General features: G+C 65.4%; 9 protein-coding genes. All 9 read right to left on the bottom strand.

Going from position 1 to position 13,138, the window contains the following annotated elements:
* Positions 1 to 227: 227 nt before the first annotated feature.
* On the bottom strand, positions 228 to 2,321 hold the full coding sequence (locus tag ACLIMP_RS04995) for an MGH1-like glycoside hydrolase domain-containing protein (protein ID WP_324697922.1): 2,094 nt from the start codon (positions 2,319 to 2,321) through the stop codon (positions 228 to 230).
* A gap of 157 nt (positions 2,322 to 2,478) precedes the next feature.
* The gene (locus tag ACLIMP_RS04990; RefSeq protein ID WP_054437007.1) at positions 2,479 to 5,307 is read right to left on the bottom strand and encodes a TonB-dependent receptor; all 2,829 of its coding nucleotides are present in this window, start codon (positions 5,305 to 5,307) and stop codon (positions 2,479 to 2,481) included.
* Positions 5,308 to 5,499: 192 nt separating this feature from the next.
* A complete protein-coding gene (locus ACLIMP_RS04985; RefSeq protein ID WP_185998121.1) occupies positions 5,500 to 6,930 on the bottom strand; it encodes a glycoside hydrolase family 43 protein in 1,431 nt (476 codons plus the stop codon).
* A gap of 103 nt (positions 6,931 to 7,033) precedes the next feature.
* Positions 7,034 to 8,059 (bottom strand): arabinan endo-1,5-alpha-L-arabinosidase, encoded by a 1,026-nt coding sequence (locus tag ACLIMP_RS04980; protein ID WP_420719857.1) that lies wholly within the window; start codon positions 8,057 to 8,059, stop codon positions 7,034 to 7,036.
* Between the two features lie 23 nt (positions 8,060 to 8,082).
* Positions 8,083 to 8,715 (bottom strand): 2-dehydro-3-deoxy-6-phosphogalactonate aldolase, encoded by a 633-nt coding sequence (locus ACLIMP_RS04975; protein ID WP_054437004.1) that lies wholly within the window; start codon positions 8,713 to 8,715, stop codon positions 8,083 to 8,085.
* The gene (locus tag ACLIMP_RS04970) at positions 8,712 to 9,611 is read right to left on the bottom strand and encodes a 2-dehydro-3-deoxygalactonokinase (RefSeq protein ID WP_185998123.1); all 900 of its coding nucleotides are present in this window, start codon (positions 9,609 to 9,611) and stop codon (positions 8,712 to 8,714) included. The genes ACLIMP_RS04975 and ACLIMP_RS04970 overlap by 4 nt, the downstream gene beginning before the upstream one ends.
* Positions 9,608 to 11,173 carry an alpha-N-arabinofuranosidase gene (locus ACLIMP_RS04965; protein ID WP_324697918.1) on the bottom strand — a complete coding sequence of 522 codons (1,566 nt, stop codon included), beginning with the start codon at positions 11,171 to 11,173 and terminating at the stop codon, positions 9,608 to 9,610. Before ACLIMP_RS04965 ends, ACLIMP_RS04970 begins: the two co-directional genes overlap by 4 nt.
* Positions 11,174 to 11,195: 22 nt before the next feature.
* Complete coding sequence (locus tag ACLIMP_RS04960) at positions 11,196 to 12,122, bottom strand: Gfo/Idh/MocA family protein (RefSeq protein ID WP_054437001.1); 927 nt, start codon at positions 12,120 to 12,122, stop codon at positions 11,196 to 11,198.
* A 3-nt stretch (positions 12,123 to 12,125) separates the two neighbouring features.
* Positions 12,126 to 13,130, bottom strand: a complete 1,005-nt coding sequence (araD1, locus tag ACLIMP_RS04955; protein WP_185998125.1) for an AraD1 family protein — start codon at positions 13,128 to 13,130, stop codon at positions 12,126 to 12,128.
* Positions 13,131 to 13,138 lie beyond the last annotated feature (8 nt).

The raw sequence follows: 13,138 nt of genomic DNA, 5'->3' as shown, positions 1-13,138 counted from the left end.
GGAGGGATTTGATCAAAATGGCCCAGTGCAGCGTCAGAAAGGCTTGAAATATAGACATATTACTACGCCTTCCTTCCTCGCTCTGAGCCATTTTGATTCAAACCTCGCAGGCGTGATTAATGGGTCCTGACCCTAGCGGCGTGGCCGAATTCCCGCGCACGACGCGGGCGCCGGAGAAACGTCCTGCCGGCCGAAGCGAAAACAACCGCTCCGGCCGGCGGACAGGTTCAGCGGGTGAAGGCCTTGAGTTCGGCAAGGCGGATGGCGCGGCCGGCTGCCGGCACCATCGTCACGCGAATGCGTTCGCCCGTAACGGCGGGCCAGCGCAGCTCGGTTACGCCATTGGCAAGCGGGGCGGCCTTGGGCGCGGCCACCTGCTGCCAGCCGCCATCGCGCCAGACCTCGACCGAGACCCGGCGCGGCGCCGCGAACTTCGCACCATCGGCGAAGAACGCCAGCTCCGCACGGCCGAGCGTGACCGTCTTGCCGAAGTCGACCGCGTACCACTGCGGCGCGGAAGACTTCGCCGAATCCCAGCCGTTCGGCAGTTCCGGATAGAACCAGGCGCGACCGTCGATACCGTCGTGCAGGTTCTCCGCCTCTGTGCCGGAGGACGCGCTGGCCTTGGGGAAGTTGCCCCGCACGAGTTGCACCGCAAGGTTCTCCTCCCGCACGATCGGGGCATTGGCCTTGCGCGCAAGCGGCACCTCGATCCGGGCCGGATCGTCACGGTGAGCGACTTCGGCGCCGTCCACCGCGATGGTCAGCCCCTTGCGGCCATAATGCTTGCCGTCCGCATCCCATGTCACCGAGACCTCGTGACCGTGATAAGGCACGCGCTCGATGTGGAACCAGCCCAGCGCCTGCGGGTCACCGGCGGCCGGAAGCAGCGGGTTGACCTCCAGCACGTCGTCCGCGCGCGGGCGGATGCCGACAAGGCCGGTCAGGATCAGGTCGAGATAGCCGGAATGGAAATAGTGATGGCTGCGGTCCAGCCCGACGATCGGCTTGCCGGTCTCCGGGTGGTAATCCTCTTCCAGGTCGAGCCGCGCGTTCCTGCCCTCACCCTGGTAGTGAAGCTGGGTGTACTGGCGCAGCAGGCGCATGTAGTCGCTGCGCGTCACCGGACCCGTCTGGCCATAGTGATCGAGCAGGTTGGCCATGCCGGTCAGTACCTGCGTGGTCTGGTAGGGCCAGATCGGCCCGTTCCACTGACACTCGGGCGCGGTGCCCAGATAGCGATACTGGCGCATGTAATATTCGTAGTTCTGCTCGACGGTGCGCATCCCCGCCTTGCCCGCCAGCGACGCGGGATCGAGCAGATGGCCCCAGGCAGCCGAATAGTTCGCCTCGTCCGGCACGAGATCGAACATCCACGGCAGGTAGCCCACCAGCTCGCGATTGCGGATCTGGTCCCAGTATTTCACATGCTCGTTCGAGACCTGGTAGCGGTCCACGAAATGGCCGAGTTTCGGGCTCCACAGGTCTTCGAGAACGCGCGTGCGCAAGGCCTCGGCACGGCCCGCGTATTCCTTGGCCATAGCCGTGTCGCCCGCCAGCGCCGCCATGCGCGAAAGGGCGCGGGCATTGGCGAACATGTAGCTGTTGACCGAGGGCCGGAAGGAATCGCCGCCCCGGAACCCGTCCTTGCCGCCAGAGGCGTCGATCGAGGACACGGTGTATTCGGTGGCATCGAGCAGCGGCTCCACGAAGTAGAGCCCCTTGGTGAAGTCGAACTTCTCGTCCCACAGCCGGTAGATGTGGCGCATCGTCTTGAGGTGCGCGAGCACCGCCTCGCGGTCGCCGTCGACAAGGTAGCGGCCCCAGACCGAGTCGGCCATGTGGTCGGTGAAGTGACGGTCGTTGCCGCCCTCGTACATGAAGTTGACGTAATCGTCGGTGAAGCGGCGATCGTTCAGCCAGCGCCCTTCGGCGATGTGGAAGCCGCTGGCGTCGTTGAGACTGGCGAAAGGCTCGCGCTGCCAGTCCACGTCGTCGGCGAATTCGGTGGTGACGTAGCCCTGCGCGCCGAGGTCGCGCTGGTGCGCGCGGAACAGGCCCCAGCGGTAGTAGTAGACCGCATCGATCTTCGGATCGGCGCTCTCGAAGAAGGGAATGCGCTGTTCGTACCAGGCGGCGTCGTTGCCGAAGCGAGCCTTGGCGATGGCGGCGGTATCGAGCTTCGGAACAGCCCGGCCGACACCAGAAGAAGCGGAGGTCCTGGAAGACGCGGATTCTTGGGAGGATGCGGCAGGCGGCAGGCTGGCCCCGCCCGCAAGAAGCGCCGCGGTGGCGAGGATCGTCCGGATGTTTCCGCGCATCGTTACCCCTTCATGGTCTGGCGAGCGTCAGCTGATAGCAGCAAAAAATAAAGGCGGCCGTCCTGCCGGGCCTGTGTTGGGAGAGGAGCCCGGAGGAACAGCCGCCTATGGCGGGCCGCGACACGGAATGGCGTGTGTCGCGGCCCGCCTTGTCAGGTTAGAACTTGAAGCGAACGCCCGCCGCGAACGTGCGGTCGATCAGCAGGGTATTCGCGTTCATGGTGACCGGGCCGCCGGCATCCTCGAACTTGTAGTAGTCCTGCTGCTTCGCCTTGGTGATGTTCACCGCGTCGAAGGTCAGGCCGATGTCGTCGGTCACGGCGAAGGTGAGCTGGAAGTCCAGGCTCTTCTCGGGCTTGCGCCAGAAGCCGATCGGGTTGGCGAAGGCACGCGCCTCGTTGCGCTGGAGGAAGCCCTTGCGCCACACGTAGGAGAGACGTGCACCGATCGGACCGCGCTCGTAAGCCAGCGTGGCGTTGTACGAGAACTTCGACACCGCGAAGAACGCCGACTTGGTGAGGACGGTGTTGCCCTCGTCGTCGGTTTCCGGGATCGTCTGCGAAGAGTCGAGGATCGTGGCGCTGCCCTGGAAGCCCAGGCCGTCGAGCACGCTCGGCAGGTAGGTCGGGAAGTAGGTCAGGCCCAGTTCCACGCCCTTGAGCACGCCGTCGGACGCGTTGGTCGGACGGGTAACCTGGAAGTAGTCGGTGGCGGTGCTGCCCTCGATGCCGTTGTTCGGGATATACTCGAGCGTGGTGAGCGGAACGACGAGACCACTGATTTCACGGCGGAAACCGGTGACGTAGATTGCGCTGTTGCGCTCGAAGTACCATTCCAGCGCAAGGTCGAAGTTCTTCGACGTCGTCGCCTTCAGGCCGGCGTTGCCGGCGCTGCCCGTGCCGAAGCCCAGACCCGAAAGGTCGCCGGTGAGCGAAACGTTCGGGTTGAGGTCGCCGAACGCCGGACGACGCAGGGTTTCACCGTAGTTGAAGCGCACGCGCAGGTTCGGCGTGATCTCGTAACGTGCGGTGAAGCTCGGCAGGAACTTCATCTGACCGGTCGAAACGCCGGTGCGGGCATAGTCGTTGTAACGATCGAAGTAGTCGTAATCGGTATCGATCGTGACCATGCGCACGCCGCCTTCGAGCATCAGCGGACGGCCGAAGATTTCGACCTGACCGTCAGCCAGGAGGTAGGCCGCCAGGGTGACTTCGTTGATGTCGAACACGCGGCCGAACGAAAGCTGATCGGACAGCAGCAGGTTCGGGTTGGCCGCCTGGTAGAGCGTGCGGATGGCGTCGGCGTTCTTGTACAGCGCCGGGCCGTTTGCCAGCACCCAGCTGGTCGGAACGTCGGCGCGGCCATCGAAGAAGCCGCTGTTGGTGAAGCTGTAACCGTCACCCAGCGAGGCCAGCGTGCCGCCAAGGGCGCCCGCGCTCTGTTCGCGAATGAAGGTGCTGGCCTTGCGATCGTCGTAGCGGAAGCCCGCCTTGATCCGGCGCAGGAAGCCTTCGTCCCATTCGTAGTAGCCGTCGAGCTGGAAGGTCAAAGCCTTGCCGGTGCTCCGGTTGCCGTTGTCGAACAGGTCGCCGACGGTCCACTGGGTTGCGTCGGTCAGGACTCCCGGCGTGCCGAAGCTGTACGACGGGATACCGCCGCCAGCGTTGAAGTCGACGTCGATGTCCAGCGGCGCGCGGTTGGTGCGCACGGCGAAGAACGAGGTTTCGTTCTTGCTGTCCTGGTAGGCGAGGTCGGCGGTGATCTTGCCGCGATCGCCCACGTCCCAGTCCGCGTTCAGAGCGTAGACATAGCTGTCGGTCTTGTTCGTGGAGTAGTCCGCGCTGTTGAAGCCCGAAACGCCGCCGATCTTGCGCGACTTGATGACGTTGGTGCCGTCATAGAGTTCGAAGGTCGAACCCGGATCATCACCCAGATCGCCCCACCAGTCGGCAAAGCTGAACAGCATCGAGTTGAAGGTGCTGCCGCGGAAGCCGGTGTAGTAGAACTCGGCGGTATAGGTCGAACGGTCGTTCGGCGCCCACTGCAGGGCGGCGTTGATCGAGGGACGCTCACGCTTGCCGTAAAGATCCGAGCTGATGACCGCATCGCGCGAGAGGTAGTAAGGCACCTCTACGCCGTCGATGTTGAGGGTCGAACCCGGCGTGGTCGGCAGACCCGCGTTGAGGCCCGGCTTCCAGTAGGGGTTCGCCGGGTCGGTGTTGGGGAAAATGCGCTGCAGCGGCGTCAGCCAGGTGTCCGAAGGCGGGTTTTCGGTGGCGAACGGCACCAGGGCGCCGGCCTGCACGTTCATGTTGCGATACTTCGAACGCGTATAGCTGCCGTTGATGAGGAAGCCGATGTCGCCGATGCCGGTTTCCCAGCGATCGCTGACGAGCAGCGCGACGTTCGGGTTCACCTTGTCCGCCAGCTCGCTGTAGACACCGCGCGCAAGGCCGGAAATGGTGAAACCGTCGAAGTCGAACGGACGGCGCGTGGCGACGTCGATCTGGCCGGCGAGGCCGAATTCGAGCTGGTCTGCCGAGCGGGTCTTGTAGACGTCGATCTTGCGGACGAGGTTCGACGAGATGTCCTGCAGCGCGAACGAGGTGCCGGCCGCGGTGAAGATGTTGCGGCCGTTCCAGGTGGTGACAGGATCGGACAGGCCACGGATCGTGATGGTCCCGGTCTCGCCGCCGGCACGGTCGGTGACCTGGATGCCGGTGACGCGCTGGAGCGCTTCGATCACGTTGTTGTCAGGCAGCTTGCCGACGTCTTCAGCCACGATCGAATCGACGATCTGGATGTTTTCCTTGCGGCTGTTGATGGCGCCCACGATCGAGGCGCGCACGCCGGTGACGATGATGTCCTCGGCAGTCGGTTCAGCGGCGTCGGCGGCCTGCGGAGCGGCATCCTGCGCGTGAGCCACGGTGGCGAGGCTCAGGGCGAAGACGGATGCGGTGCAGAATGCAAATGGCTTGAGCGCCATGGATCAACCCTCCCATTGGGGCTGGCCCATACCATGCCCCTTCGAATTACTCGGACTAATTATTAGTCTGACTAATGCGATGCAAGGATAAAAGGGGGAGCGCTATCAAAAAGGGGCGTGGAGTGTGGCAGATTCGCCGCAATTCCGCCCGGAACACGAGGATTCCGGGCGGTCTTGTCTGAGTTGTTGCTGTCAGCCGACGAGCCAGCTCGTCGCCGGATCGCCCTTGTCCGCCAGCTTCACCGCATCGCCGGAGAACGCGAGCGCCTTCGACGAGTCGGACTTGGAAACGAAGCGCACGGTGCCCTGCACTTCCCCGGCCTCGCGCAGGAACAGGTCGGCAGTGCCGAGCGCGGTCAGCGCAGCCACGCCGTCCTTGCCCACCGCAAGCCCCTTGTCCCGCAGGAGGATCGGCGAAAGCTGCACCGCGCCGTCAGCGCCGGCGATCTCGCGGAACTGGGTCCGGGGCAGCGGCGTACCCTTGGCGAGGGTCAGCTTCGTACCGTCATGACCCAGCATCACCTCGCGGTTCACAGCCGGGGTGAAGCGCTCGGGCAGCGCGCCGTTGCCGACCGGAACGCCGAAGTCCGGCGCGCCCTTGTCATCGTAATAGATGCGCTGGACGCGGGTGTGGCGATCCGGGTTGAGCAGCGGGTCGCCTTCGATCTTCTCGTAGTCGCGGCCGTGGTAGACGAGGATGTCGTTGCCGTTCTCGTCCACCGTGAAGCTGTTGTGGCCGGGGCCGTAGACCGAGGTTTCCACGCAAGTCGCGAAGACCGGCTTCTGCGACTTGGTCCATGCCTTGGGGTCCATGAGGTTGGCGTTCTCGTCGATCGTCAGCATGCCGAGGCAATAGACGGCGCCGGTGCCGCTGGCCGAGTAGGTCATGAACAGGCGGCCGTTCTTTGCCAGCACCGCCGGGGCCTCTGCCACCTTGTAGGCGCGGGTTTCCCAGTCGAGCGTCGGCACCGTAAGGCGGACGGGATCGGCCGAAAGCGTCAGCGCGTCCTTCATCGGCGCGATGTAGAGGTTCGAATTGGTGTCGATCCCTTCCTCGCGCTGGGCCCATGCGAAATAGCGCTGGCCCTTGTGGACGAAGCTCGTGGAATCGAGGTTGAAGCTGTCCCACGGCATCTTGAATTCGCCAAGGACCGACCACTTGCCGGTCATCGGGTCGGACCCGTCGCAGACGATGGCGTAAGTGCGGATGCGGAACACGTCCTCGCCGCCGCCGCTGGGGCCGGCCGCGAAGTACATGACCCACTTGCCGTCGATGAGGTGCAGTTCGGGCGCCCAGAGGAAGCCGGACATCGGGCCGGTCTTCTCATGACGCCAGAGAACGCGCTCCTCGGCGGTGGCGAGACCGGCCAGCGTCTTCGAGCGACGCAGGATCAGGCGATCGTATTCGGGGACCGAGCCGGTGAGGTAGTAGTTACCGTCGTCGTGGCGGAAGACCTGCGAATCGGCGCGGTTCTTCACCAGCGGATTGATCGGGCCCTTGAGCGGATCGGCGACGGCAGCCTTGTCGTCACCACCGAGAGCGGCATCGCCCGCACGGTTGCAGGCGATGGGAAGCAGGGCGGCACTGGCGGCAAATGCGCGGCGCGAAAGGGAAAAGTTCATGTCATCCTCTCCGAGATGCTTGTTTCGTGGCGCCGGTCCGATTTGATCCGGCGATGGGAAAAAGGACACCCCGGTCGGGGGACCGGGGTGCCGTCAGGTGGGATCAGTATTCGGCGACAGGCCAGCCGTCCGCGTCCCAGCGGATCGGCGCGATGCGCAGCGTGGGCGCACCGTTCGCCTGCTTGTCGTAAGCGTGGTAGACGACGTAAGTAGTGCCGTCCTTGTCGGTGAAGGCGCCGGCATGGCCGGGGCCGCGGAAGCGCTGCTGCTCTTTCAGGTCGGCGCGCAGGAAGATCGTGCCGCGACCTTCCATCATCGAACTGCCGTCCTTGCCGAGGTAGGGCCCGGTGATCTTCTTCGAGCGGCCGACGACGGTGTAGTAGGTGCTGTTCACGCCCTTGCAGCAATAGTCGTAGCTGGCGAGCAGATAGTAGAAGCCGCCGTGCGGGATGATGAAAGGCGCTTCGACCGGGGCCGGGCCACCTGCAGGAGCAAGGCGGCGGGCGATCGAATAGGGCTCGGTACCGGGGGCGACCTTGCCGGTCTTCGGATCGAGCGGGAACAGCTTCAGGCCGGTCCAGAAACTGCCGAGCGAGAGCCACTGGCGGCCCTGCGCATCCTCGACGAAATTGGGGTCGATGGCGTTGAAGTCGTCCTCATGCGTCGACATGACGACGAGACCCTGGTCCTTCCAGCCATAACCCTTGGCCTTGGGATCGAGCGTCTTGCTCGTCGCCAGGCCGATGGCGGAACGGTTGGAGCCGAACGTCGAGACCGAGTAATAGAGCCGGTATTCGCCGTTCACGTAGGAGATGTCGGGCGCCCAGATGCCTTCGGCGCCGGGGATCGCCTGCCTGGCCCATGCCGGAATCTCGGCGAAGACCGAACCGGCATCCTTCCAGGCCTTCAGGTCCTTCGAGGTCTTGATGCCGACATAGCGGCCCACGGTGCTGAAGACGTAGTAGGTATCGCCTTCCCGGATGATGACCGGATCGTGCACCGTGAGGTCGCCGCTCAACCGGGAATTGAGCGTGCCCGCCCCCTTCTCGCCGACCTGCACTTGCGCATCGGCCGCACCGGAGGCGGCCAGCACGGCAAGGCTGGCGGCAGCGAGGAATTTCCTGAACACGTACTCTCTCCGAACTTGCTTTGTTATGCCGCGCAGGCGTTCCATGCGGCGACGATCTCGGCGGCCTTTGCGCCAACCGTCGCGGCATCGAAGCCGGGCTTGTAGAGGCTGCCGCCCACGCCGATGCCGAAGACGCCCGCTGCGCGGTATTCCGCGACATTGGCAGCGCCCACACCGCCCACCGCCCAGACGCGGCTGGTCTTGGGCAGGACTTCGCGGATCGCCTTGATGTAGCTGCTGCCCAGCACCGAGCCGGGGAACAGCTTGAGGTCATTGGCGCCTGCCGCCACGGCGGCGAATGCCTCGGTCGGGGTGAGGAAGCCGGGGAGCACGTCCATGCCGAGTTCGATCGAGCGCCTGATGACGGCCGGATCGACATTGGGCGAAACCATGAAGGTTCCGCCGACACCCGCCAGCGTCTCCGCCAGATCGGTGCCGATCACGGTGCCGCCGCCGATCGCGGCGCGGTCTCCCAGAGCCTCGACCATGGCGCCGATGGAGCCGGCGGGATCGGGCGAGTTGAACGGCACTTCGATGATCCGCACGCCGGCCTCGACCAGCGCCGTGCCGATCTCGACCGCTTCGTGAGTCTGGATGCCGCGCAGGATCGCGACGACCGGGGCAGCGCCTTCTGCCAGAACCTGTTCGATCTTCATGCTTTCAATTCCTTTGCGATACGCAGACCGGCAAGGACCGCCGCGTCGCCGTCGATACGGCGGGCGGTGCAGCCGAGTCCTTCCAGCGCACGGTCATAAAGCGCCGACAGCGCCGGGTCGCCAATCAGGACCACCGAAGCGCCCGGCGTGACACGGGCTGCCACTTCGCCGCCGATGAGCAGCCCCGAGATATAGCCGCGCGACCAGTCCTTCGACCGGCCGTCCAGCATTCTTGCACCCCGCGCTTCGAACAGCGCGCCGGTCAGCGGCTCGCCGCAGCGTTCGAGACCGCGTGCGAAGCCTTCGTCGACAGTGCCCTCGCCCGGCGTATCGGGTCCGGTCAGCGTCGACTGTCCGGCCAGCAGCGCGAAAAGCTCGCCGGTCGGGTGAGTGCGGAACATGGTGATCGTGCCATCCCTGACCGTGACCCACTTGCAGTGTGTCCCCGGCAGCGCGATGAGATGTTCGCCCTCCGCAAGGTCCGGGTGAAGCGCGAGGGCGCCGAAGACTTGCGCCTCCTCGCCCCGCATCACTTCCGGCACGCCGTCCGCACGGCAGCTCAGCCCCGGCAGCACCGAAACCGGAATGCCGGCGACTTCGAGCCGCGTGCGTGAGGACAGCCACTTGGCCGCGTCCGCCGGGCAGGCCGCATAGCCTGCCGCGACGAGCGCACCCGGAGCACCGGCCATGCCGCAAAGCACGACTTCGGACAGCGGCCCTTCGGCCTTCCAGCTTTCCAGCCTTTCGGCCAGCGCCGCTTCGGCGTGACCTTCAAGCGCACCCGGCCCGCTGAGCCGGGCGACCACGTCCTCGCCGTCGAGGCGGAACAGCCGCAGCCGGGTGGTGCCCCAATCTCCCAAGACATAAGGAGCGGCGGGGACGTGGTTCACGCTCATTGCAGTTCGAGCACCACGACCGACTTGGCCGGCAGGGTAACGACAAGGTTGCCGCCCTGCACGGTGGCGCCGGAGAAGGCCTCGGGCTTCACCGCATTCGGTGCGTCGAAGGTGTTGTGCGCGTTGATCGCGGGTGCCGTCAGGATACGGCCCGTGGCCGCCGATGCGCTGACGCCGCCGAGCTTGATCGTCACCGTGTTGGACTGGTTCGGATCGAGGTTCGACAGGCCGACATGGATCTTGCCATCCTTGCCCTTCACTGCCGAGCCGCTGACGGCAGGCATCGAGAACTCGTCCTTGTGATACCAGGGCGACTTGATCTGGATCGGCAGCACGGTGGCATCCTGCCACGGCTTGTACATCTCGAAGACGTGGTAGGTGGGCGTGAGCACCATCTTGTTGTCTTCGGTGAAGATCATCGCCTGGAGCACGTTCACCATCTGGGCGATGGCGGTCATCCGCACGCGGTCGGCATGCTTGGCGAAGATATCGAGATGGACCGAGGCGATCAGCGCGTCGCGCAGGGTGTTCTGCTGGCGCAGGAAGCCCGGATGCGTGCCCGGATCCTGGGCGTACCACGAACCCCATTCGTCCACGGCCAGGAAGACCCGCTTCTCGGGGTCGTACTTGTCCATGATCGCCGAGTGCCTGGTGATCAGCTCGTCCATGTGGCGCGCGCCGTTCAGCGCATCGGCCCAGCCATGTTCGTCGAAATCGACGGCGGGCGCACGCGGCGGCCAGCCACCGGCAGGGTGGACGTAGTAATGCAGCGAAACGCCGTCGAGCTGCGGGGCCGCGACGCGCATCATCGTCTCGGTCCAGTTGTAGTCGTCGACATTGGCGCCCGCGGCGACCTTCAGGATCTTGGTGCCGGCAGGCGCCTTGACGAAGGTGGCATAACGGCGGGTCTCGTCGGCCGCGAATTCGGGACGCATGTTCCCGCCGCAACCCCAAAGCTCGTTGCCGACGCCGAAGTAGGCGACCTTCCAGGGCTCCTTGTGGCCGTTTTTGGCGCGCAGCTCAGCCAGCGAACCGGCAGGTGCGGTCATGTATTCGACCCATTCGGCCATTTCGCGCGGCGTGCCGTCGCCGACGTTGCCGGCGATATAGGCTTCCGCGCCGACCTGGCGCAGCAGTTCGAAGAATTCGTGCGTGCCCACGGTGTTCGGCTCGGTCACGCCGCCCCAGTGGGTGTTGACCTTGACCGGACGCTTGTTCTGCGGGCCGATGCCTTCACGCCAGTTGTACTCGTCGGCGAAGCAGCCGCCCGGCCAGCGGATCACGGGGACCGAGAGGTCCTTGAGCGCCCGGACGACATCGTTGCGGAAACCGTTGGTGTTCGGAATCTTGCTGTTCTTGCCGACCCACAGGCCGCCGTAGATCCCCGTGCCGAGGTGCTCGGCGAACTGGGTGAAGACTTCCTTATGATAGACCGCGCCGGGCTTGTCGGCGTCGATGGTCGCCGTGGTGGGCTGTCCGTCGGTATCGGCATGAGCCGTGCCTGCGAGCGCAGTGGCGCTCAGCAGGACGGCTGCGGTGGTCAGGCGAAGCGCCTTCAACATGTCTTGTCCCCTCCCTGGGAAATCAGTCGTGGAATTCTTCGACGAGCTCGCGGCGTCCGCGCAGGAACGCGTCGGCCACGAGGCGCAGCGGCGCGATGTCCACATCGCTGCGGCCGCCACGGATCAGGTTGGCGAAGCGCGAATAGAGACCCGGATATTCAAGGTCTTCGTTGTGCTCTGTGCCGGTGGGCAGGGTGAGCACGGCGCCGCCGTTCGAGAGCTTCAGCGTTCCCGCGTCAGTCTCGACGATGATGTCCCACGACTGCGGGCCGGTCTGGCGCCAGTCGAGGTCCATGTGGATTTCGGCTCCGGCGGTATCGCGGAACTCGATATCGGCGGCGATCGGCGCAGCGCGGTTGGCCGGCAGGCTGAGCGTCGCTTCCTTGAGGAAGAACGGGCGCGGCATGATGTGCGTGGCGATCGAGAGAGCATTGATGCCCGGATCGAACACGCCAAGGCCGCCCGGTTCCCAGATCCAGTCCTGACCCGGATGCCAGACGCGCACGTCTTCGCGCCAGACGATCCTGGCGCTCTTGATCGTACGCTCGGCAAGCCAGGCGCGGGCCGGGGCAACGCCCGCGGCGTAGCGCGAGTGCCACGAAGCGAACAGCGTCACGCCCACCTTGTCGGCACGGCTTTCCAGCGCCGCCACTTCGGCCAGCGTGGCGCCCGGCGGCTTTTCCAGGAACACGTGCATGCCCTTCGCCAGCGCCAGCGCGGCGAGGTCATAGCGGACCTGCGGCGGGGTGCAGAGCGCCACCGCGTCGATGGCCGGGCCGTTCTCGACCAGGTCTTCGAGGCTGCTGAAGTGCGGGATGCCTTCAGGGCCGCGGTGATGCGGGCTGACCGTGGCGCCGAGGCTGAAGTTCGGGTTGCCCTCGATCGCGGGGATATGCTGGTCGCGGGCGATCTTGCCCACGCCAACGATGGCGATACGGATCGGATCCATGGCTCAGAGCGCCTTCACGGTTGTCGTCGCCTCGCCCGAAGCGGCAGCGCGGGCAAGCGGGTTGGAAACCGGCAGGGTGAAGGGTGCGGCGTCGATCTCGAATACGTCGCCTTCCTGCGTGGTCACGCCGTCGGCGAACGAGAGCGTCGCGGTGCCGAAGAAGTGGACATGCACGTCGCCCGAACGGCGGAACAGGTCGTACTTGAAGTGGTGATGCTCAAGGTTCGCAAAGGTGTGCGACATATTGCCTTCGCCCGAGAGGAAGGGCTTTTCCCAGATCGTCTCGCCGCCGCGCACGATCTTGCTGGTGCCCTCGATCTTCTCCGGCGGGGTGCCCAGCAGCAGTTCCGGGCCGAGCGCGGCCTGGCGCAGCTTCGAGTGCGCAAGCCACAGGTAGTTGTGACGCTCGGTGACGTGGTCCGAGAACTCGTTGGCGAGCGCGAGGCCGAGGCGGTAGACATGGCCGTCTTCGCCTACGAGGTAGATGCCCGCCAGTTCCGGCTCTTCGCCGCCGTCCTTGGCGAAGGCGGGCATGGTCAGCGCATCGCCGGGGCCGACGAGCAGCTGACCGTCGCCCTTGTAGAACCATTCCGGCTGCTGGCCTTCGGTGCCCGCGGCGGGCTTGCCGCCTTCAAGGCCCTCAAGGAACATGCGCATGGAATCGGTGACATGCTCACCCGAGGCGGCAGCCTGGTGCATCTTGTTGCGACCCTCGGCCGAACCGAGGTGCGTCAGGCCCGTGCCGGTCATCAGCAGGTGTGCGGAATCTTCGTGGTCGATCGGGGCAAGCAGGTTGCCGGCCGCGAATTCGGCCTTGATGTCGACCGCTTCGCCCTGTCCGGCAGCCTTGGCGGCTTCGGCCAGCGTCACGCCTTCGGCGATGGCGCGCTGGGCGAGTTCGCGGGTGCTGGTGACGCCCTGAAGGAAGTGGGCGGCATCGCCCTCGGCAAGAATGACGGAGCGCACGCCGTCAGGCGCGCGATGCTGGAGCAGGCGAAGGTAGGTCATGGAGATCT

The organism is Novosphingobium aeonii (assembly GCF_052279045.1).
GTDB lineage: Bacteria > Pseudomonadota > Alphaproteobacteria > Sphingomonadales > Sphingomonadaceae > Novosphingobium.
Note: the sequence above shows the minus strand (reverse complement) of the source record. Positions and strands in the feature narration are given on the sequence as shown.